General features: G+C 35.6%; 26 protein-coding genes and 1 riboswitch. Of the genes, 17 read left to right on the forward strand and 9 right to left on the reverse strand.

Going from position 1 to position 19,886, the window contains the following annotated elements; all coding sequences use genetic code 11:
• Nucleotides 1-25: 25 nt before the first annotated feature.
• The gene (locus LG296_RS01420; protein ID WP_251401935.1) at nucleotides 26-679 is read right to left on the reverse strand and encodes a lysoplasmalogenase; all 654 of its coding nucleotides are present in this window, start codon (nucleotides 677-679) and stop codon (nucleotides 26-28) included.
• Nucleotides 680-820: 141 nt separating this feature from the next.
• On the opposite strand from LG296_RS01420, the gene LG296_RS01425 reads away from it, so the two are divergent.
• A complete protein-coding gene (locus LG296_RS01425) occupies nucleotides 821-2,506 on the forward strand; it encodes a hypothetical protein (RefSeq protein WP_251401937.1) in 1,686 nt (561 codons plus the stop codon).
• 266 nt (nucleotides 2,507-2,772) lie between these two features.
• Here LG296_RS01425 and nfsA read toward each other — a convergent pair whose 3' ends face one another.
• Entirely contained in the window at nucleotides 2,773-3,507 is a 735-nt protein-coding gene (gene nfsA / locus LG296_RS01430; protein WP_251401939.1) for an oxygen-insensitive NADPH nitroreductase, read from the reverse strand.
• 201 nt (nucleotides 3,508-3,708) lie between these two features.
• Complete coding sequence (locus LG296_RS01435; protein WP_251401941.1) at nucleotides 3,709-4,338, reverse strand: glycerol-3-phosphate acyltransferase; 630 nt, start codon at nucleotides 4,336-4,338, stop codon at nucleotides 3,709-3,711.
• A 153-nt stretch (nucleotides 4,339-4,491) separates the two neighbouring features.
• Nucleotides 4,492-4,602, forward strand: a riboswitch (SAM riboswitch).
• A gap of 565 nt (nucleotides 4,603-5,167) precedes the next feature.
• Between LG296_RS01435 and LG296_RS01440 the strand changes: the two genes are divergently transcribed.
• Entirely contained in the window at nucleotides 5,168-5,557 is a 390-nt protein-coding gene (locus tag LG296_RS01440) for a hypothetical protein (RefSeq protein ID WP_251401942.1), read from the forward strand.
• 418 nt (nucleotides 5,558-5,975) lie between these two features.
• Nucleotides 5,976-6,962 (forward strand): homoserine dehydrogenase, encoded by a 987-nt coding sequence (locus tag LG296_RS01445; RefSeq protein WP_251401944.1) that lies wholly within the window; start codon nucleotides 5,976-5,978, stop codon nucleotides 6,960-6,962.
• A gap of 70 nt (nucleotides 6,963-7,032) precedes the next feature.
• On the opposite strand, the gene LG296_RS01450 is transcribed toward LG296_RS01445, so the two are convergent.
• The 3 genes from LG296_RS01450 to LG296_RS01460 all read right to left on the reverse strand — a co-directional run bounded on the left by LG296_RS01450 (nucleotide 7,033) and on the right by LG296_RS01460 (nucleotide 9,324).
• Complete coding sequence (locus tag LG296_RS01450; RefSeq protein WP_107936924.1) at nucleotides 7,033-7,263, reverse strand: DNA-binding protein; 231 nt, start codon at nucleotides 7,261-7,263, stop codon at nucleotides 7,033-7,035.
• 158 nt (nucleotides 7,264-7,421) lie between these two features.
• A complete protein-coding gene (locus LG296_RS01455; RefSeq protein ID WP_251401947.1) occupies nucleotides 7,422-7,784 on the reverse strand; it encodes a DUF779 domain-containing protein in 363 nt (120 codons plus the stop codon).
• A gap of 19 nt (nucleotides 7,785-7,803) precedes the next feature.
• Nucleotides 7,804-9,324 (reverse strand): aldehyde dehydrogenase family protein, encoded by a 1,521-nt coding sequence (locus tag LG296_RS01460; protein ID WP_251401950.1) that lies wholly within the window; start codon nucleotides 9,322-9,324, stop codon nucleotides 7,804-7,806.
• 402 nt (nucleotides 9,325-9,726) lie between these two features.
• Between LG296_RS01460 and LG296_RS01465 the strand changes: the two genes are divergently transcribed.
• From LG296_RS01465 to LG296_RS01480, 4 genes are all read left to right on the forward strand, one after another.
• The gene (locus LG296_RS01465; protein WP_251401953.1) at nucleotides 9,727-10,593 is read left to right on the forward strand and encodes a DMT family transporter; all 867 of its coding nucleotides are present in this window, start codon (nucleotides 9,727-9,729) and stop codon (nucleotides 10,591-10,593) included.
• A gap of 308 nt (nucleotides 10,594-10,901) precedes the next feature.
• Nucleotides 10,902-11,513: a hypothetical protein gene (locus LG296_RS01470; protein ID WP_404427265.1), complete on the forward strand. Its 612-nt coding sequence runs from the start codon at nucleotides 10,902-10,904 to the stop codon at nucleotides 11,511-11,513.
• 16 nt (nucleotides 11,514-11,529) lie between these two features.
• Nucleotides 11,530-11,799 carry a hypothetical protein gene (locus tag LG296_RS01475; RefSeq protein WP_404427266.1) on the forward strand — a complete coding sequence of 90 codons (270 nt, stop codon included), beginning with the start codon at nucleotides 11,530-11,532 and terminating at the stop codon, nucleotides 11,797-11,799.
• A gap of 9 nt (nucleotides 11,800-11,808) precedes the next feature.
• Nucleotides 11,809-12,249: a protein-export chaperone SecB gene (locus tag LG296_RS01480; RefSeq protein ID WP_404427267.1), complete on the forward strand. Its 441-nt coding sequence runs from the start codon at nucleotides 11,809-11,811 to the stop codon at nucleotides 12,247-12,249.
• A 135-nt stretch (nucleotides 12,250-12,384) separates the two neighbouring features.
• Here LG296_RS01480 and LG296_RS01485 read toward each other — a convergent pair whose 3' ends face one another.
• From LG296_RS01485 to LG296_RS01495, 3 genes are all read right to left on the reverse strand, one after another.
• Complete coding sequence (locus LG296_RS01485; RefSeq protein ID WP_404427268.1) at nucleotides 12,385-13,551, reverse strand: tyrosine-type recombinase/integrase; 1,167 nt, start codon at nucleotides 13,549-13,551, stop codon at nucleotides 12,385-12,387.
• Between the two features lie 69 nt (nucleotides 13,552-13,620).
• Complete coding sequence (locus LG296_RS01490) at nucleotides 13,621-14,100, reverse strand: ImmA/IrrE family metallo-endopeptidase (protein ID WP_404427269.1); 480 nt, start codon at nucleotides 14,098-14,100, stop codon at nucleotides 13,621-13,623.
• 96 nt (nucleotides 14,101-14,196) lie between these two features.
• Complete coding sequence (locus LG296_RS01495) at nucleotides 14,197-14,559, reverse strand: helix-turn-helix domain-containing protein (RefSeq protein WP_404427270.1); 363 nt, start codon at nucleotides 14,557-14,559, stop codon at nucleotides 14,197-14,199.
• 158 nt (nucleotides 14,560-14,717) lie between these two features.
• On the opposite strand from LG296_RS01495, the gene LG296_RS01500 reads away from it, so the two are divergent.
• The 10 genes from LG296_RS01500 to LG296_RS01545 all read left to right on the forward strand — a co-directional run bounded on the left by LG296_RS01500 (nucleotide 14,718) and on the right by LG296_RS01545 (nucleotide 19,780).
• The gene (locus tag LG296_RS01500; protein ID WP_404427271.1) at nucleotides 14,718-14,957 is read left to right on the forward strand and encodes a helix-turn-helix domain-containing protein; all 240 of its coding nucleotides are present in this window, start codon (nucleotides 14,718-14,720) and stop codon (nucleotides 14,955-14,957) included.
• 53 nt (nucleotides 14,958-15,010) lie between these two features.
• Entirely contained in the window at nucleotides 15,011-15,328 is a 318-nt protein-coding gene (locus LG296_RS01505) for a hypothetical protein (protein WP_404427272.1), read from the forward strand.
• Nucleotides 15,329-15,449: 121 nt separating this feature from the next.
• Complete coding sequence (locus LG296_RS01510) at nucleotides 15,450-15,728, forward strand: helix-turn-helix domain-containing protein (RefSeq protein WP_404427273.1); 279 nt, start codon at nucleotides 15,450-15,452, stop codon at nucleotides 15,726-15,728.
• Nucleotides 15,719-15,970: a hypothetical protein gene (locus LG296_RS01515; RefSeq protein ID WP_404427274.1), complete on the forward strand. Its 252-nt coding sequence runs from the start codon at nucleotides 15,719-15,721 to the stop codon at nucleotides 15,968-15,970. The genes LG296_RS01510 and LG296_RS01515 overlap by 10 nt, the downstream gene beginning before the upstream one ends.
• 272 nt (nucleotides 15,971-16,242) lie before the next feature.
• A complete protein-coding gene (locus tag LG296_RS01520; RefSeq protein ID WP_404427275.1) occupies nucleotides 16,243-16,686 on the forward strand; it encodes a hypothetical protein in 444 nt (147 codons plus the stop codon).
• A 109-nt stretch (nucleotides 16,687-16,795) separates the two neighbouring features.
• Nucleotides 16,796-16,981, forward strand: coding sequence for a hypothetical protein (locus LG296_RS01525; RefSeq protein WP_404427276.1), 186 nt, complete (start codon nucleotides 16,796-16,798; stop codon nucleotides 16,979-16,981).
• A 54-nt stretch (nucleotides 16,982-17,035) separates the two neighbouring features.
• Nucleotides 17,036-17,680, forward strand: a complete 645-nt coding sequence (locus LG296_RS01530) for an ORF6N domain-containing protein (RefSeq protein WP_404427277.1) — start codon at nucleotides 17,036-17,038, stop codon at nucleotides 17,678-17,680.
• A 4-nt stretch (nucleotides 17,681-17,684) separates the two neighbouring features.
• Nucleotides 17,685-18,704, forward strand: coding sequence for a DnaD domain-containing protein (locus LG296_RS01535; protein WP_404427278.1), 1,020 nt, complete (start codon nucleotides 17,685-17,687; stop codon nucleotides 18,702-18,704).
• Nucleotides 18,701-19,219 (forward strand): single-stranded DNA-binding protein, encoded by a 519-nt coding sequence (gene ssb, locus LG296_RS01540; protein ID WP_404427279.1) that lies wholly within the window; start codon nucleotides 18,701-18,703, stop codon nucleotides 19,217-19,219. The genes LG296_RS01535 and ssb overlap by 4 nt, the downstream gene beginning before the upstream one ends.
• 12 nt (nucleotides 19,220-19,231) lie before the next feature.
• On the forward strand, nucleotides 19,232-19,780 hold the full coding sequence (locus tag LG296_RS01545) for a dUTP diphosphatase (RefSeq protein WP_404427280.1): 549 nt from the start codon (nucleotides 19,232-19,234) through the stop codon (nucleotides 19,778-19,780).
• Nucleotides 19,781-19,886 lie beyond the last annotated feature (106 nt).

Raw genomic sequence — 19,886 nt, forward strand, 5'->3', positions numbered from 1 at the left:
ATAAAGCCTCCTAACAGATTGGTTGTTATAATTGTATCACTTTGCTTCGAATAGCGGAATATTTTGGGATACTTAAAACTATTAAAATTTGTGCACTATAATAAGTCAGCATAATTAGCTGATGAGAATATTCCACTGGGAACATAAATTTATTGATTGCTAGAATTGAGTCCGAAATGATAAACAAGAAGGCACCAAGAATTGCAAGCTTTGACCCAGCTCTAAAGGAAGTCCAGCCCATTATTAAAATGATAATCATATAAGCAAAGACTGCAATCGCCAGAATCATATTATCCTCTTTTATGAGAGAGCCACCAATCCAAATCATCATGGCTAAACCATATAAGCTTAAGCATATGGTAATCCATAGGGGAGCAATTGTTTCTTTAGCTGTTAAAAAAGCACGAATATAAAACAAATGGCCAATTAAGAAACAAATAAGACCAATGATAAACCATTGAATCGTATAGTCTCCTAAGGCGCAAAAAATTAGAGCAATGATAATCAGTGATTTATAAGGAATAACATTTTCAGCTTTGGTTAGTATTGCTAATAAAATGATTAGTACCATGGGCAGTAATTTGAAGAACATAACAAATTGTTCACTAATGGTATTAATAAAGAAAACATAATACAAGCCTAAAATAATAATGAGAGCTAAAAGTATTTTCCGTAACAAATGCACCACTCCTTTTATAGAATTTAACAACTAAGTGTAATATTGTCTATTCATTTTTCAGAAAAGTAAGGATTTATTATATTTATGAAACTATATGGTTAGCTATTCCGTAGAACAAATATAAGAGAAAGGAGGGTTCAATTGACTCAAACATTAATAATGGCGTTAATTGCTTCGGTCATTACTACAATTCTGATTGTCCCACTTACAAAGAAGGTACAAAAAGGAGAAATAACAAATAAGCAGCTTTTAAATTCGTTTATCTTTGTCCTAATCGCAAGCTTTGTCATTGGCTTTACAATCATTTATATTACAAAAATCGATCTGCATTGGACAGTTTTCGCATACGTATTACCGGTTATTACTTTAATAGGGGCGCTGGTTTCTAAGGGAGTAGAACAAACTCTTAAAGGATTTTTGTTTTTAGCAAGCATACTTCTGCTTGGCTATATGTTTAGTGCACCGTTCTTTAATGCAGATAAAAAGTATGAATCTGCTCAAAAGGAAGAACAGGTTGAAATTGAACCTTTCGATGAAACAAAAACACCAGCAAGTGTCCCTCCTCGCTTTGCACAAAATAAGATGAAAAAAGCCTTTGGGCAAGTACCAAATACAAGCTACTATGAGCTTGGAAATTTACAAATTCAAAAAGTGGATGGGGAATATGTTTATATTGCACCAGTTGAGTTTTCAGGGCTTTTCAAATGGTTTAACGGAAAAACAACTCCGGGTTATTTCACGATGAGCGCAACAGATTCAACAGATAATCCGAAATTTGTAAAATCAGAGATGACTTATGTACCCTCTGCCTATTTAAACAAAAATCTTGAACGTCATATACGCTTAGCAAATCCAACCTTGATCTTCTATGGAGATCCGCAGCTTGAGGTGGATGATGAAGGGAAACCATTTTATATTCGTTCTTATGGAGAATTTATCTCTGCTCGTAATGGTTTCGATGTAAAAGGAATCGTGATGGTTGATGCAGCAACAGGAGACTCTCAAGTACTAACATTAGATGAAGTACCTGAATTTATAGATGGCGCGGTTTCTCCAGAATCGGTTAGTCTTCAAAACAGCTATTTCGGAAACTATATACACGGTTTTTGGAATAGTGTATTCGGTAAAAAAGATGTGAAGCTGCCTTCAGATGAAGGAACTGAAGCAAATGTAAGTCCAATCTTTAATGAGAATGGCGAAATGTATTACTTCACAGACTTTACAAGTCCGAAAGAGGGAGTGGACTCGATGCTAGGGTATGCTTTAACAGATGCTCGCTCAGGGGAATCCACATATTATACAGGTAACCTTGAAGAATCTTATATGGATTCAAGAGGGGCATTAGATATCATTGAAAAGAAATTCATCGAAAAAGAATGGGAAGGCGAAATGCCAATTCTTTATAACTTCTACGGAGAAGCAAGCTGGCTAGCACCGGTTCTAGATTCGAATGGATTCCTGCAAAACTACTTTATTGTTTCGGCTGCAAATCCTGAAATCTCAGCATTTGGTACAACACCAAACGATGCGTTGAAGCAATATCGAACTGCCCTAAGTCGTGGTGGTGGAACGGTGGATGGTACTTCGAATTCTGAGGAAGCTACCATTTCCGGCGATGTACTTCGTGTCTATAAGGAACGTGTCGGTGATTACACAGTCGTGTCGTTCCTGCTAAACACGGGGCAAAACTTTACAATTAGCTCACAGAATGCACCATTAGCAATCTATCTGCAAGAAGGTGACCATGTCGTAATTACGTATTATGCGACGAAAGAGCAATTCCTTCCTGTTAAAGAAATTATGATTGAAGATATTGTCACACAGTAAATTAGATAGTAGCCCAAACCTCACCTGGTTTGGGCTTTTATGTGCAAGTTGGGTGAGTTTTAGGCGGAAATTTTGAAGTTGCTAGATTAATGGAGAGAGTGGCTAGATTATTAAGAAAAGTGGCTAGAATATTTCTCGAACTGGCTAGATTATGGCAAAAAGTCGCTAGATTCTGCTCCACTCTACACAAAATCTTCCCATGCACTTAATAAAAAAGCGACACCAATGCAATTGGTTAAATTGCCTTTGGTGTCACCCTCTTTATTTTATTTCCAGTTGAAGCCTTTAGTAGCTAGGAATTCTTTAATATGTGGTCTTCTTTGTTCAACAAGGAAGTCGGCCATTTGTTTCGTCCAGTTAGCCATTTTTTGATTTGAGCTACGGCTAGCGTAGTACTCTTCCATTGTTGTATCGTATTGATCAAGTAACGTATCGTATTTTTTAACGTCATACCCATTTTCGTGTAGAATAGCCTCTACTGGAAGACGTGGTTTCGTTTCATTTCGTTTTGTTGGTGTTCCGATTGTCATCGCAAAGAGAGGGAACACATAGTCAGGTAAGTTAAATAGCTCGCTTATTTCCTGCGGATTGTTACGAGCACCGCCAATATAACAAATACCATAGCCTGCATCTTCGGCAGCGATTACAAAGTTTTGAGCAAAAATGCCAACGTCTGCAATTCCCACTAGCACGTTCTCGGCACTATCAGCAACAATGTCGACACCGTGTTTTTGTCCCGCAACCTGAAGACGTTTAAAGTCTACACAGAATAGAAAAGCAGCACCAGCTGTTTGGAATTGGAAATCGTTTTTTGAAAGCTCACCTAGTTTTTGTTTCTTTTCTTCATCTGTAACCCAAACAACGCTATATGCTTGTACAAAGTGTGAGCTAGCTGCCATTTGCGCAGATTTGATTAAATCTACAACTGTCTCTTTTGAAATAGCTTCACCTGTATACTTTCTTACAGATGAATGACTACGTAATAATCCTTTTGTTGACATTTCATTTCCTCCCCAAAAATTGCATGTTTTAAGCCTTACAGAGCAAAAGTACCCTATAAGGCAATCTTAGTATATTTTAAAAATTTTTACAAAAATACAATCTCTCGTTTGATACATGAGAGATTGTATTTTTTTTGTGAAGAAAGCCTTAACGGCAGTCACACAAAAGGGAGCTACATTCAATAGAAACGTTACCGCTGATTACTTCTTTTTAAAAGCCGCAGTAACTTTTGGTTCCGTACCGTGGCGCATACGCTTAATGTTCTCGATATGAAGAAAGAGCGCAATTAAAATTAAAGTCAATGAGATTATAAACGGCCAAATGGTTGGCTCCATTAAAAGCGCAGTTACAGCGAATATTATATATAAAACAAAAACACCAATTAGTATATAATTTGTTATAAGTGAAGCGGCTACAAAAGCGAGTACCCCAATTAACCCCAATTTCCAGTCTAGGGCGATAAAAATACCAATCAAAGATGCCGTCCCTTTTCCACCACGAAAGTTCATGTGAATAGGGAAGTTATGCCCCAGAATGACTGCTGCTCCAGTTAGGTAGAGTAATATAGAAGCTTGTTCAGTAGTGAACGTCTCCATGTTATTTAAGTAAAGGCGGACTAATACAATCGCCGCAATCGCTTTTCCAATGTCAATTAAAGCAACTAGAATACCGTATTTCCAGCCCAAGGATAGGGTAGCGTTAGAAGCGCCTGCATTTCCATGTCCAACTTCTTTTAAGTTAACGCCAGATAATAATTTAGCAATATTAGAGCCATGAACACAGCCCAGAAGATAACCTGCCAACAAAACAATAATATTAGCATAAAGCAAAATAAAAACCCCTTCCAGTAATCCCCTTTATAACAATATACTCTAAGATTATAAAGGAAGTATCGAAAAAATTAGAAAAATTAAAAAGTACACTTGACATAGTAGATTACTATACTTTATAGTAGCTTTAACGATGGAACATAAAATCAAATACCTTTATCCAGAGAGGCGGAGGGACTAGGCCCTACGATGCCCAGCAACCGGCGTATTTTACGCAAAGGTGCTAATTCCTACAGATTTTTGATTAGATCTGAGAGATAAGGGGAGGAAAAATTGCAGCTATGCAGCCCTCTTCTTAGAAGAGGGCTTTTTATTTTTCCAAAAAGTCCTCCTCAAAGTTAAGATCGAACCATCGATTCTAAATAAGGAGGGGGAAACAAGTAATAACTTGGCCATTCATTGGGCTAGCAAAGTAAATTCACTAAAAGCAAAGATCTAAAAAGCAGCTCATCCCTGCGTTACCATTTGCATTGTCAAAATACGCTTCATTTGCGTGGACAACCAGCAATTATGGTAAAATCACTCATTTGTGAAGTTTATGAAAAATATCGCATTCATTAGCGAAAATAACTAAATTGGTTAGATGAAAGTACCTTTAACTCATTTGTGAAAAGGATGGTTTTCACGGCCGATTTAGGAAGCGTGCCAATCATTGGGCAGCAATAAATATTAAAACCAAGTAAATTAATTTGTTTTATTGACTTAAGAGGTTTTAGTTCGTATACTAGTTAATATAGAGAAGAATTGTCGGAATTAAAATCTACCACTTGCAGGATGCGTAGTTAAACAAGGTTTGACTTTTGTTTACTTAGAAAGGGAGAGTTGTTAAATGGGAAACATCTATAGTGCGCAAAACATTGCAGCATATTTTATATATGAATTAAATGAAAAAGGTGCGTTTATAAACTCGCATTCTCTTCAGCGTTTATTGGCTGTGGTTGATAAGCTTTGGTATAAGACCTTTGGACATAGTGCTTTCAAGGAAGATACAGCATCTTTTTCAGAAAGTAATTACTATGTAAAAGACATTTACGAAACATACGAGGAGTTTGGTAATCAGCATTTAACATTACCTGCTAAAGAGTGGCATCTAGAATATGGACAATTTCAGCTTGTCCAACGTACGTATGGCGTGCCAGTTTTTACATCAAAAGAAGCACTGATAGTTAACAGTGTACTTAACAAGTTTTGTAAAATCTCTTTAAAGATAGCATCCTAGTAATCTCCCATTTAATAATTCACTTTCCCGATACAAGTAACGGATTTCGAATCAATTAAAATTAAAAAGGTATCTCGAATCATGAGATGCCTTTTTATTTATAAAAAAAGCTGTACGAGCTAATTAATTGAAATTTATTATAGGCATATTAAAATAGAAATAATTTATAAATCTTATTGACCTTCTTAGAAAAACAATTGTCCTCCTTAGGAAGAATTTTCTTGAGTTCCTTCCAAATATAAGATAAAATTCACTTAAGTTAAATTTTTCGAATTGTTTGTTTTTGTGTTGAAATATACTTATCGGTTTGGCGTAAGATAATGTAAGGAATCGTACATCACCTATCCTTATAGATTTAGATTCGTAGATGCCAAATAAAGGTATAACATGTAGAGTAAAGATGGAGGCGAGTATAGAAATGGCAACAATCAAGGCGGCCATCTTAGGTTTTGGCACAGTAGGTCAGGGAATATATCATATTTTAAATGAAAAACGTGAAGAGCTACGTGCGAAACTAGGGCTTGAATTAGAAGTAGCTAAAATCCTAGTTAGAGATACAACAAAGGAACGCGTACCAGGGACTGCACATTTACTAACAGACAGTATAGATGATTGTCTTTCAGTAAAAGGAATCCAGGTTGTATTTGAAGCGATTGTAAACGAAGAGCCTGCATTTGGTTATTTAAAGAAGGCTGTTGAAAATAAGTGCCATGTGATTACTGCCAACAAAGTAATGTTTGCTAAAAGGGGATTAGAATTACAGGAATTAGCAAGACAAAATGGAGTATTTGTTGGATATGAAGCAACAACAGCAGGTGGGGTACCAGTTATTAAAACCATGAAGAATATTCTATTAGTAAATGATGTTTCCAGAATTCAAGGGGTTTTAAATGGTACAACAAATTATATTTTGACAAAAATGCGTGCAGAAGGCTGGTCGTTTGAAGATGCCTTAAAAGAAGCACAGGTACTGGGTTATGCAGAGGCTGATCCATATAATGATATTTCTGGGCAGGATGCATTCAAAAAACTTATGATTCTCTCCTCCTTGGCATTTGGAGATCAGCCAAACTGGGCAGATGTAGAAGTAATTGGGATTGACAGCATTTCTGCTGAACAGGTATCTGATTCCATAGAAAAAGGTTTACGGTATCGTCATGTAGCAGAGGTTGAAAAGTATCCAGATGGATCGCTATATGCAAAAGTAGCGCCAATGCTAGTAGATAAAGAGCATCCACTATATCCAATCGATGACGTGTTTAATGCAGTTACAATGGAAACGAATTATATTGGAACTTTAACACTGGTCGGACCTGGAGCAGGTATGTACCCAACAGCAAGTGTCATGGTGGAAGACTATGCAGAAATTATCGGCAAACGTGCGGGCTTTGTCGTAACAATTTAAAACATCTTGAGGCGTGAAAAGAAATTCGCGCTTCAAGATGTTTTTTGCGTTTATAAGTGAAGGATATAGATTAATCCTCATCCTTAATATCTGGATCTTCAGGAATCGGTGTATTGCGCCAAATTTCAATTTCCTCTTTGATGCGTTCCAGCTGCTCATGATACAAATCAAATTGAGCACTGTTTACGAGGTATTGAGTTCCATCATGCACTGCTTTAATGCGGCCAGCATAGATGTAACGAAGTACTTGTTCCTCGGGCATAGATATTTCTTGCGCAGTCTCAGCAACAGTTTTATACATTTTATGGTGACCTCCATTCATATTGTATTTTCTAGTCTCTCAAACTAATTAATGAGAGATTTCCCTTATTTATTATAAGTTATTCTGCAAAAAACGCTACAAACAAAATCGAGCAGTCCAATTGAACTTCCATCCAATCAGACTGCTCGATTATTTAATTAGAATAGCTGTTTTACCTCTGAATATTCTTCCTCAGTGAAAATTCGTGAGCGTGTAATGAAGTGTCTATCCTCTATACTATCTAACGAGAATTCCGCACCGCCACCAACAAGTGCATCAATTATCAGCTGTGTATGCTTCCAATATTCATATTGGCTTTTATGAATATAGAAGGGCACATTATTTAATGAACCTAGATAGACATCAGAATCTGATAACAGAAAGTCTCCTTCTCTGTAGCACATTGGTACAGAGCCATCACAGCAACCTCCAGATTGATATAACATAATAGAGTCATGTTTTTCTTTAAGCAGCTTTAAGAATTCAAGTGCCTCATCTGTTGCGATAACACGATCTATCATATCCTAATCTCCCTTCGATTTAGAAGAAGCCCATAGCATTTCTATTATAGCTTGTTAAAATACATTTTGTTTGTTGATAGTGATCTAACATCATTGCGTGATTTTCACGGCCGATACCTGACATTTTGAAGCCACCAAATGCAGCACCTGCTGGGTATTGATGATAAGTGTTTGTCCAAACGCGACCAGCTTGGATAGCGCGACCAGCACGGTAAGCGATATCTCCACTACGTGACCATACACCAGCACCTAAACCATAAAGTGTATCGTTTGCAATTTCAATTGCTTCATCGAAATCCTTGAATGTTGTAACAGAAAGTACTGGACCAAAGATTTCTTCCTGGAAGATACGCATTTTGTTGTTGCCCTTGAATACTGTTGGTTTGATGTAGTTACCGTTTTCAAGGTCACCACCTAAATGGTTTTCCTCACCACCAATTAGTAACTCTGCTCCTTCTTCTTGTCCAAGCTGGATATAAGAAAGAATCTTTTCTTTTTGCTGAGAAGAAGCTTGCGCACCCATCATTACTTCAGTATCAAGTGGGTTACCAACTTTAATGGCTTTAACACGCTCTAATGCACGTTCCATAAATTTATCATAGATAGATTCTTGAATTAAGGCACGAGATGGACAAGTACAAACTTCACCATTGTTTAATGCAAATAATACTAAACCTTCGATTGCTTTATCTAAGAACTCATCGTCTTTGTCCATAACGTCTTCAAAGAATACGTTTGGCGATTTACCACCAAGCTCAAGAGTTACTGGAATAATATTTTCTGTTGCATATTGCATAATTTGACGACCAACAGCTGTAGAACCCGTGAAGGCAATTTTAGCGATTCTTGGATTTGTAGCAAGTGGTTTACCAACCTCAATACCAAAACCGTTAACGATGTTTAAAACACCTGCTGGAAGTAAGTCCTGGATTAACTCCACTAATACCATGATTGAAACTGGAGTTTGTTCAGCTGGTTTTAGAACGATACAGTTCCCAGCAGCTAACGCTGGAGCGATTTTCCATGCTGCCATAAGGATCGGGAAGTTCCAAGGGATAATTTGTCCAACAACACCTAGTGGCTCTTGGAAATGATATGCTACTGTATCATTATCTAATTGCGTCATATGTCCTTCTTGAGAACGAATTGTGCTAGCAAAATAACGGAAGTGATCGATTGCTAATGGAATATCAGCATTTAACGTTTCACGAACAGCTTTCCCGTTTTCCCAAGTTTCTGCTACTGCAAGATATTCTAGTTTCTCTTCTAAACGATCTGCAATTTTATTTAAAATAATCGCGCGCTCAGTAGTTGACGTTTTTCCCCAAGCATCTTTTGCTGCATGAGCTGCATCTAATGCTAATTCAATATCTTCTTCTGTTGAGCGAGCTGCTTTTGTGAATACTTCACCAGTTACTGGTGTTCTATTTTCAAAATATTGTCCTTTTACCGGTGCAACCCATTCGCCGCCGATAAAGTTATCATACTTCTCTTTAAAATTAACAATTGCTCCTGCTGTGTTAGGATTTGCATAGATCATAATGTGATCCCCCTTAGGAAGTATATACAGTGAAAACTTTGAAAATATAGAAATGTTGACGCTTACATTTCTGTATAAAAAAATATTCTATGAAGAATTTTTTAACTAGTTTTCTACTGCTATAATCATATAATGAACCTTAATCATGAAATTATCAAGTAAAAAATATCGGTTTTTGTCGAAAAGAAATTTCTTCATATATAAAGGGAAAGTAAGTATATGCGAGAAAATCTTATAGTTTATTAATTTGCGAGAATTTCCCTGATGAGTGTTGTACAACAGTTTTCGTCATTTCCTATTAATAAGAAATGTTATCGATTCTCATTCGATTTTGGTATAATTTAACAAGTTGTTTGTATTAGATAGATGATTCATAAAAAGTGTGATTATGGGGTGTATTTAATGAATTTAATGGCATACATATTTGTGTTATTAGCAGCAATGCTTTGGGGAACAGTGGGTACAACGCAAACCTTTTTACAAGCAGAGGTTTCTTCCATAGCAGTGGCAGGAGTCCGCTCAGCAATTGGGGGAGGGGTACTACTTGTATTGGCCCTCTTCATGCGAAAAATCAAGTTTAAAACTTGGTCGTGGAAGTGGACGATTCTAGCAGCAATAATGATTGCTCTGTTCCAATCACTATTTTTTACCTCTGTACGTTTTACTGGTGTTGCATTAGGAACAGTTGTGACAATTGGGAGTTCTCCAGTATTTTCAGGTCTAGTCGAATGGGCAATTTGGAAAAGAAAGCCGAATCGAGTTTGGGCGATCGCAACAGCTCTAGCGATTATTGGATGTGTTTTATTATTTGTGAATAGAGGAGAAGCTTCAGTAAATCCAATTGGAATTTTATTGGCTTTATGTGCTGGACTAATGTTCGCTCTTTACACAAATTGTAGTAAGCAATTAACAGAAAAAGAAGAAACACTTCCTGCAGTGGCAATGACCTTCACATTATGTGCCCTGCTGCTATTGCCGTTTTCAGGAGACGGAGTCATGTGGGCATTCAACAGTCAAAATCTGTTCCCTATGATTTTCATGGGCTTGGCCGCAACAAGTGTAGCCTACCTTTTATTTTTAGGAGGGTTAGAGAAGATTTCTTCATCCTCTGCAGTCACTTTATCCTTGGCAGAACCCCTAACCGCCGCATTGCTGGGCGTCTTTTTAGTTGGAGAATACCTAAGCCCAACTTCATGGGTAGGTGTTGTTTTATTATTAGGTGGGATTATTGTGCTGACATTGGGGAGTCGGAAAACGGGGGAAGAGTAAGTTATTTATAAAAAATTAAGAATTTCTTAAGATTCATAACGTTAAAAGATTGCTATATAGAGGTATTAAATAGGTATGTAAATATCGTGTACCCCAATTTGTACCCCAAAATACTAGAAAATAGAACTACTTCGATAATCTTTAATAACTTATCTGGCAATACAAAACTATTCGTGGAGTATTTTAACTTATTTATTTTTATGATTATATGATATTATAAAAATATCATTAAATACGTGTATTTACGTGTATTTACGTGTATTTAAGTATGTTTGTGTGCATTTATTCGAAAATAGGACTAGGTGGGAATGGAAAAACAGAGATTTTATAAATTTTATGGTTTTCATGGTACGGCTGAAAGTTGCGCCAATAACATTCTAGAAACAAAAGAATTTGAGCTGGGGGAACCTAGAGAAGACCATTGGTTAGGTCAAGGAGCATATTTTTTTAAAGACGATGAAGAACAAGCTGTTCAATGGGCAATTTCAAAAGTAACAAATTCTTCTGATTATAAAGGTGAAACACCGTATGTTATAGAAGTAATACTTGAGGCAATTGAAGAAAATGTCTTAAATTTAGATAGCAGAAAAGGTCTTAATTATCTTGATAGTCATATAAAAAAATTAAGATCAGAGGGAATAGTAATCGAATATAATGAAAATGATGAAAAATCTTCTGCAAAAGTTCGATGTTTTCTACTATCATTAGTATCTGATGAAATTTGGATGATACAGCGTAGTTTCCCTGTAAAATCTATATTCGATAAAAAAGAGTTATTTAGCCAGATGCAACTCAATTTAATTGGAGCTCAAGTCTGTGTTAGGAATAAAAATGTAATAAATGGGAATAGTATAAACGGTAAAGAAATAAAGTTATATAAAAGAAATAAAAGAAAAGAGCCACGAAGATTATCTGTATAGTATAGGAGTGGATAACATGACAAATTCAATAAATAAAGTAAAAGCAATTGAGTTAGCTGAAAAATTAGGTCTAAAAGTGAGTTTTGAAGAACAAGAGAGTAAAATCGTAACAAATAGTAAAGAGTACCAACTTGAAGATTTTTTCCCTGAATTACAGGAATTAAATTATGTAACCAAAGATACCGATTGTTTTGTGGAAGAAATAATTTTAAAACATTCCGTAATTAAAGTGGAAGAACAACAAGTTACAAATAGATTTAAAAATCAATTAGCAATGAGTGCATAGGAGATAAATATGAGTGCTGTGTTACAATTTAGAGATTATCATATATTAGAGTCTCATTATAAGTTTAACCCTTATTTTCAGGAATTTGATGAGGAAGTTAAATTAACACCCCAAATATCATATAAATTAGAAACTAACCCTCAAACATTCGAAGAAGCAATTATTTATTTAGGTATTGAAATTGGCGATGAAGACTTAAGGGATTTTAATTTTTATGCTAAAGCGAAAGTATCTGGATTTTTTTTAATGCACCCAAATGAAGAAATGTCAGAGGAAGAAATATTGAGCTTTTATAAATATAACGCTGTAGCTATACTATTTCCTTATCTAAGAAGTATTATTTCTGATATTACTAGTAAGGGTAGCGAGACCCCTATTATTTTACCCACAATGAATATTGTGAAAATGATTGAAGAAAATGAGTTTAAAGAAGTTAAAAATGATTTCTAATAAAGAGAACAAAGTCTGCTGATAACTTCTCATAATAGTAATTTTATTTTAGCTTTTTTAAACATATACATAAGACCTAACGACATAAAGGTGGACAACATTCTAGCTATCTTAGAATATGTCCACTTTTTATTTTTAATTAATTTTAATCATATCGTTAATAACTTTGACTGCTTCATGTTCTTTTTGACGGAAAGAATGAGCATATACCCTTAAGACCATCTCTACAGCATCGCCAATCATTTTTGCAACTGTTGTGACTGGAATTCCTTTTGAAATTAATAAAGAGGCATAGGTGTGTCGTAGAGTGTGTGGGGTAACTCGTTTTATAATACCCTTTTCAAAAACTCTCTCCATCAACTGATTTGGATACATCTTTGCAACTGGTTCTGAATTTGAGGTGTTTATAAGTATAAGATCGTCAGCATTTAACTTCATGCCATTTATCATCTTTTTCTGGACAGACCATAACTTATACTTTCTAAGATGTTTTAATAATGCCTTACTTACATCAATAGTTCTTTGACTATTATCCGTCTTCGTTGACCGTTCACCTAGGTGATCTCGAGTTCTTGATATAGAAATTACTTCTTTTTCAAAATCAACATCACTCCATCTTAAGGCCAATGCCTCTCCTTTTCGCATTCCAGTGGTTGCTAGAAGTAATATTAAGGTATAGTGTGTTTCGGTTTCATTTTCTTTTACGTATTTTATAAGACGTTCTACTTCACTTTCATTCAAAATATCCTCCTCACTTACTTCATACTGCCTCACTTTGAATTTAGGCAAGTTTACTCTGGATATTTTATTTCTTATAATAATTTCTTCTTCTACAGCTGCATTCATCGCACTGTTAAATACAGAATGAATCGTTCGTACAGTAGAAACAGCATACTTCAAAGTTAACATATCAATAAACTCCTGATATTGAGGTTTAGTTAATCTGCTTAACTTCACTTGGCCTAAATTAGGAATAATTTGACCCTCGATTGAATTTTGATATTGTTTCTTTGTACTAATTTTCCATTTAGACTCATTTCGTTGATAAAAGGTGGTGATCCATTGTTGAACAGTAACATTACTATTATCAACTTGTTGAATATTGCCTTTTAAAATTTCTGCTTTCATTTCAGTCAATGCTAGTTCAGCATCACGCTCGGTATCGAAATTTTGTTTTGTCTTTTCTCTACGTTTTCCGTTAAAGTCATAAAAGCGATATCTGTAAGCATATTTTTTTATTCTTCCATCTTTATACCAATAAATATTATCTTTTTTAGTTGGATTTAGTTTTTGTCTAGCCATATTTCCACCTCATTCCTATTAAATTATTAATAGCCTCAATCTAAATATAAAAAAATTTCAATCTATTAACTATGCAAATAGAGCATAATATTTATTACTTACGTATTGAGCTAACCTTTTAGATGCAAAACTGTAATCAACATTGAATAATTGACTAACTGTTTTTATAGATTTATAACTCGAATCTGTTATATTCAACTCCCTTAACATGAAGGATGGTACGCAAGCGTGATACATAAATTGATTCGCTTTAGCTTCCTGGTATTGCCTAAAACTGTCTTTAATATAAATTTGGTTTCCACAGTGAAAAAGAACATGGCAAAGTTCATGGCAAAAATCTTGCCACATTTGTGAAGGAGTTAGGTGTTCATTTAAGAATATCCATGCACGGTCTTCCATAAAAAGAGCTTGGCTAGGCTTATCCCAATAAAAGATATCAATACCTAATTTCGTAGCAATAATTTCGCACTTTAGTTGATCTGGTTTTAAAATGCCCAACTTTGTATAAAAAACTTTAATTAAATCTTCGGTATGACTCGTGGTGTACATAAGATCATCTCCAACAAAATAAATAATAGAACGTTTGTTCCCTTTTTATTATAAAATAAAACTCCACCTTTTGGAAGTGGAGCAAAATGCCAAATTTCATTTATTATAGTCTGCTTTTATTATTTCCCAAATTTCCCTAAGTCTCTTAACTGCTTCTTCATCAGATTCAGGCAACTCTTTATAAAAAGTGTTAAGTTCTGGATTGTTGGCAAAAGCTTGAAAATCTGCCTCATCATCTTGTGAAATAATTTCTAAATTCTGTGTACGGCCTAGAAGATAGTCCGTACTAACTTCAAAGTAATCAGCAATTAATTGTAATGTGTCATAATCAGGTTTTCTATCCCCAGACTCGTAGCGCGACAATACTGTATTCGATACTCCAATTTTTTTAGCAAAATCTTTCTGAGAGATATTGTTCCTTTCTCGTAAATATTTAATTTTAGAACCTATAGAGACCAATTCATTTCACCTCGTATGTATTATTTTATATGGATTTAATCATTTACCACAATGGTAAATAAAAAAATTGCCAAAAAGGTAATTGGAGTGTTGACTTTGCCAAAATGGTAATGTATATTATATTTAGAGTTACCAATAAGGTAATTGGAGGTGAAAAGATGGTTAAGCATTCAGTAGTTAACCTCGCCTTAATAAAATGTTTGAGAATCGATAAAAACATCTCAGTTGAAGAAATGTCAAAGATGATGGGTTATCAAGGTTATCAAGGTTACTACTATAAAGAAAATGGAACTAGAAAAATGAGTGCTGATGATATTGCAAAGATTTCAGTAATTTTGGAGGTTCCAATAAATGAACTTTTTTTTGAAAACGAAGTTACCAAAACGGAAACTTTATAGCGGACAACAGAAGAAAGGCTGTCGGGCAAACAGCCTTATATAGGAGGGACATTATGATTCAACAACAACCAAGTGAAAGTGCAGTTATACAAACTCTATTCCAGATGTCAGGAATCACTAAAGAAAAACTGGAGCATCACGCTGAGGAGTTAATGCAGGAGGCAATCAAAACGAAAACGCTTTTTGTTGATTTAGAAAAGTTAAAACAGCTAACTTCATTTGAACGTGACTTTTTAGAAAAACATATCCTAAACGATCCACGGGTTAGAAAATTTCAGCGACGTCGTGGACCACGTAGTAAAAGAGTTTGGTTATATGAACCAACAATTAGGGCTATCCAAGAAATCATCATGAACGAGTGGGAATTATAGCAAACACTACTTTTTTTAGAGTAATGGGCATCAACTCTATAGATTAATTCTATTAATCTTTGGTAATGATTTCCATGCAATCTATGCATATATGCAATCTGTGCATAAAAGGGAGGTGGTCATGGTGGAATTTGACTTTGGAAAATTGGTAAAAGTTTGTCGTAAAAAAGCTGGCTTATCACAAGAAGCGTTTGCTGACATGTTACATACGACTCAATCAACAATTAGTAGAATCGAAAAAAATTTAATTGCCGTTGAGGCTCGTTTCTTAATAAAGGTCGGGAAAGTAACGAACTCAGAGGATGTTATTATCTCTTCATTATTCAGCATGGATGCAATCATGCAAGCAGCACAATTAGTACCAACGTTTATATTTGGAGGATTAAAAATATGGATTTAAAACAAATCAATCAACAAATTACGAAGGAAAATGCTTGTTTTGTGGACTTACTTGTAAGAGCAGACGTGTATAGATCACGTGATGAGTGGGAAATGGCGCAAGAGCTTTTAATGGATGCTATTAAATCACTTAATGCTTTACGAGTACTGGAGAAACGCAAACAACTATATACAATGCCTCGTTATTTGCAAGAGATTGGTGTAACGGCAGAGGTGGTGAAACGGTATGCGAATCAAAGTTAAAGCGTGGAATCATTTAACGTTAGAGCAAAAATTAGTATTACTTCAATTTAAGGCAAATAAAAAAACTGCTTAATCGGTGCAACGATTAAACAGCAATCTCGAAAGACTATTTATGAATCTATTATAACACAAATTACGACAAAAGCGAATATATATTCGCTCTCGTCAAGCAGTTCATAATCAATCGATTTCCCCTAATCGATTTTGGTTGGTTAGCCATGATTATGAGCTGCTTGATGGGATAAGCCATCAATATGAATGGAGGAAAAACTATGAAAGAAACTACTTGTACTCATTGTTCTGAGTGTTTTCAAGATTTTAGACCTGATGAAATTGTTTGGTTTTCACGTAATTTTTGTTTTTGTACAAATTGTAAAACACAATTACAAATTCAAGACGGGGAAGCTAGAAAGGTTCCAGTGATGGATACAGCTCAAGTCGAAGCTACACTTGGAGGAATGGTCGATTTAATCAGTCAGCTCTTTTCAGACGCCGAAGAAAACCGTCTTCACATTAACATTAGTTACGATGGGAGAAATTCAGTACACGTAATCAAACAGTATGTATTTTTTCAACTGTTCCGTCAGTACGACGTGATAAAGCTTGAAGAGAAAAGAAAGTGTGACTATGAAGCATCCGTTGAAATAGACGGGATTAAATTTTTCACGCTATTAGATCATGAAGAATATAAAAAATTCATTCTAAAAAGTGCATAAAAAAAGCAAGTGCTCAATGCACCTGCAATAGTGTCTTTCCCGAGATCACTAAACTAAATTTGTACTTCTATTATTAAACAAAATCTAACTAATTACAAGGAGAAACTCTATGAAACAAGCAGATAAACTACAACAATTTTTAGCAGATGAAAAGGAGCTTTTAAAGGATCTTGCTCTTGATGTTGCAAACGCAAAATCAGACAACGATGAATCTAAAGCTAAAGCAGTATATGCTACGCAGCAGGCTCGTATTACTGGCATCCAAGACACAATAAATATGGTGCTAAAAGGTTAATCAAATTGAAGTAAACGTCAAAATGACGTTTACTTCACAGAAAGGAGATTTGTTATGGTGCAACTTCAAGAGTTACAGGTGATTGAGCATAAAAATCTTAGAGTATTAACAACAGCTCAATTAGCAGCATCACTTGATACAAACGGTAAAGTTATCACTCGTAATTTTCAAAGAAACAAAAACCGTTACCAACAAGGTATCCATTATTTCGCACTTACAGGTGAAGAACTAAGGAAATTTAAAACTGAACGTCAAAATGACGCAAGTATAAAACATGCAGCAGTCTTGTATTTATGGACAGAGCAAGGCGTCTGGTTGCACACTAAATCGATTAACACGAATCAAGCTCACCAGGCGATACAAGCGCTTATCGAGAGCTATTTTAGCATTACTAATAAAACTAAAGAGCCTCAAACTCTAGCAATCTCCTTTGAGCAATTTGAGCAGTTGGGAAGGAGGGTGGACGCTTTGGAACAACTAGCAAAAAATGCAACCTTGCATACTGGAGAACAAGCCAGATTACGTAAGGCTGTTGGAGCACGAGTTAATGAACTGACTGCTGATAAAGGGGCTCAGAAAAAATTGTATAGCTCTCTTTACGCTGCACTTTATGAGCGTTACGGCGTGGGATCATATCGCGATATCAAGCAATATCAGCTACAGGAAGCACTACGCTTTGTAGAGAAATGGAGGGGCTAAACTCATGAGTTTTACAACAGGGAATACATCAGTTGACGCTATAGGGCAAATGCATTTAGAAGGGAATATTATTCCACATACTTGGTTTGAAAATATTAAATTCGACAGTGGTAAACCCGATTTAGTAGGGATAATTATTCTTTCAGAAATTATTTATTGGTATCGCCCAGTTTACACGAAGGACGAGCCTACAGGTCAGTTTACAGGTGTGAAAAAAAGATTCAAAGCAGATCTCTTGCAGAGATCATATGAGAGTTTTTCTGAGCAGTTCGGCATAACAAAAAGACAAGCAAGTGATGCGATTATTCGCTTAGAAAAAATAGGTTTAATTCAAAGACATTTCCGTACAATCACAGCAAATAATACAAAGCTGAGTAATGTTTTATTTATCGAATTAAAACATGACAACGTAATAGCTATGACGTTTCAACGTGACACCTATAACATCCAAACGTCACACCTACCACGTCAGAACGAGGTACCTATCACGGTTAAACGTCAGACAAATACAGAGATTACTACAGAGATTACTACAAAGAAAAATTATGATGATGATAATAAGCAGGTACGTGATGCAGATGCTCAGAAATCGGTTTTTGAATTTTACGAACAAAACGGATTTGGGGTACTGGCACCATTTACTGCAGAAAAAATCGGGGCATGGATTGATGACCTAAACGAAGAGATGGTAACTCATGCTATGAAACTAGCACTTGAAAATAACGCTCTGAATTGGAAATACGTTGAAACTATTTTGCGAAATTGGTCAAACAAAAAATTAAAATCACTTTCAGATGTTGAGGCTGAACAAAAACGCTTTGAAGCTAGTCGGAATCAAAAGCAGCAAAAGAAAAATTTTGCTCCTAAATCCGAAGTAGTGCCGGATTGGTTCCATAAGCGAAACGAACCGAAAAAACAGGAAGCAGAGGCAATAGAACAAGAGAAAGCTGAGTACTTAGAAGCCAGAAGAAAAAGAATTTTAGAAGCTCTAGGACAAGAGGGTGAGGAGGTAGTTCAAAATTGATAAATTGCGTTGTAATCGTCGGAAGATTGACAAAGGATCCTGAGCTACGCTACACACCAAGTGGAGTACCGATGACTAGATTTACTGTTGCAGTCAATCGTACATTTTCAAATCAACAAGGGGATAGAGAAGCCGATTTCATCCAGTGTATCGCTTGGAGAAAACAAGCTGAGAATCTAGCAAACTTCATGAAGAAAGGTAGCTTGATTGGTGTAGAGGGGCGAATACAGACTGGTAGTTTTGAAGGGCAGGATGGCAAACGAGTTTATACAACAGATGTCATTGCAGAAGGAATTCAATATTTAGAACCACGCTCGAACGGTTCTTCAAATCCAACTCCAAATTATCAGCCCCAACCACAGTATCAAAATGAACCATTTGGTGGTAATACTCAACAAAATTATGGACAAAACCCACAGTATAACAATCAACAAAATTATAGTCGGGTTGAAGAAGATCCTTTTGCATCAAACAAAGGACCAATTGAAGTTTCGGAAGATGACTTGCCATTTTAGGAGGGATTATGAATGGATTTAATAAAATTATTTGAAGCACAACGAACACTGGATGCACATATTGAAAGCGAGCATCCAACACTACCAAATGAAAATCGACTGAATAAACGTATTTTAGCCTTATTAGTCGAACTTGGTGAACTTGCTAATGAATGGCGTGGGTTTAAGTTTTGGAGTAATGACCAGAAACCGAGGATACAAGTAATAACGAACAATCCAGATAAAACAGACAAAAATAAACCATGGGTAATACGAAATTTGGTTCTTGAAGAATACGTCGACTGCCTACATTTTCTCTTATCAATCGGAAACATGTTAAACATAAAAAAAGTATTGCCAAGTGCACTACCAGACGAAGAGGTGCTTGATCTATTTAATTACTTGTTCCATCACATTCACTTATTACGAGACGTAGAGTGCCAGGGTATCCACTTTTACTCAATGGTGTTTAGAGAGTTTGTGATGCTAGGCGAGAAGTTAGGATTTAGCTGGGAAGAAGTTGAACAAGCCTATTTCGAGAAAAATAAAACTAATCATGAGCGACAAAATACTGGTTATTGATCTCCTGGAGAGAAAGGATTGAAACTATGTCGGAAGAAGAACGTGACGAACTAATTTTCGCCTGCAGCATGAGAACTCATTACAGCGAAGAGTATTTAGAACGACT

The sequence above is a fragment of the Ureibacillus chungkukjangi genome (assembly GCF_044795995.1).
GTDB classification, from domain to species: Bacteria; Bacillota; Bacilli; order Bacillales_A; family Planococcaceae; genus Ureibacillus; species Ureibacillus chungkukjangi.

Excerpts from the sequence above, each read along its gene's own strand:
- LG296_RS01460 (WP_251401950.1), bottom strand. The coding sequence starts at position 9,324 with ATGATCTATGCAAATCCTAACACAGCAGGAGCAATTGTTAATTTTAAA.
- LG296_RS01510 (WP_404427273.1), top strand. The coding sequence starts at position 15,450 with ATGGTGGAATTTGACTTTGGAAAATTGGTAAAAGTTTGTCGTAAAAAA.
- LG296_RS01525 (WP_404427276.1), top strand. The coding sequence starts at position 16,796 with ATGAAACAAGCAGATAAACTACAACAATTTTTAGCAGATGAAAAGGAG.
- LG296_RS01505 (WP_404427272.1), top strand. The coding sequence starts at position 15,011 with ATGATTCAACAACAACCAAGTGAAAGTGCAGTTATACAAACTCTATTC.
- LG296_RS01470 (WP_404427265.1), top strand. The coding sequence starts at position 10,902 with ATGGAAAAACAGAGATTTTATAAATTTTATGGTTTTCATGGTACGGCT.
- LG296_RS01535 (WP_404427278.1), top strand. The coding sequence starts at position 17,685 with ATGAGTTTTACAACAGGGAATACATCAGTTGACGCTATAGGGCAAATG.
- LG296_RS01450 (WP_107936924.1), bottom strand. The coding sequence starts at position 7,263 with ATGTATAAAACTGTTGCTGAGACTGCGCAAGAAATATCTATGCCCGAG.
- LG296_RS01475 (WP_404427266.1), top strand. The coding sequence starts at position 11,530 with ATGACAAATTCAATAAATAAAGTAAAAGCAATTGAGTTAGCTGAAAAA.
- LG296_RS01500 (WP_404427271.1), top strand. The coding sequence starts at position 14,718 with ATGGTTAAGCATTCAGTAGTTAACCTCGCCTTAATAAAATGTTTGAGA.
- LG296_RS01545 (WP_404427280.1), top strand. The coding sequence starts at position 19,232 with ATGGATTTAATAAAATTATTTGAAGCACAACGAACACTGGATGCACAT.
- LG296_RS01445 (WP_251401944.1), top strand. The coding sequence starts at position 5,976 with ATGGCAACAATCAAGGCGGCCATCTTAGGTTTTGGCACAGTAGGTCAG.
- LG296_RS01480 (WP_404427267.1), top strand. The coding sequence starts at position 11,809 with ATGAGTGCTGTGTTACAATTTAGAGATTATCATATATTAGAGTCTCAT.
- LG296_RS01465 (WP_251401953.1), top strand. The coding sequence starts at position 9,727 with ATGAATTTAATGGCATACATATTTGTGTTATTAGCAGCAATGCTTTGG.
- LG296_RS01490 (WP_404427269.1), bottom strand. The coding sequence starts at position 14,100 with ATGTACACCACGAGTCATACCGAAGATTTAATTAAAGTTTTTTATACA.
- LG296_RS01530 (WP_404427277.1), top strand. The coding sequence starts at position 17,036 with ATGGTGCAACTTCAAGAGTTACAGGTGATTGAGCATAAAAATCTTAGA.
- LG296_RS01520 (WP_404427275.1), top strand. The coding sequence starts at position 16,243 with ATGAAAGAAACTACTTGTACTCATTGTTCTGAGTGTTTTCAAGATTTT.
- LG296_RS01515 (WP_404427274.1), top strand. The coding sequence starts at position 15,719 with ATGGATTTAAAACAAATCAATCAACAAATTACGAAGGAAAATGCTTGT.
- LG296_RS01485 (WP_404427268.1), bottom strand. The coding sequence starts at position 13,551 with ATGGCTAGACAAAAACTAAATCCAACTAAAAAAGATAATATTTATTGG.
- LG296_RS01440 (WP_251401942.1), top strand. The coding sequence starts at position 5,168 with ATGGGAAACATCTATAGTGCGCAAAACATTGCAGCATATTTTATATAT.
- LG296_RS01455 (WP_251401947.1), bottom strand. The coding sequence starts at position 7,784 with ATGATAGATCGTGTTATCGCAACAGATGAGGCACTTGAATTCTTAAAG.
- nfsA (WP_251401939.1), bottom strand. The coding sequence starts at position 3,507 with ATGTCAACAAAAGGATTATTACGTAGTCATTCATCTGTAAGAAAGTAT.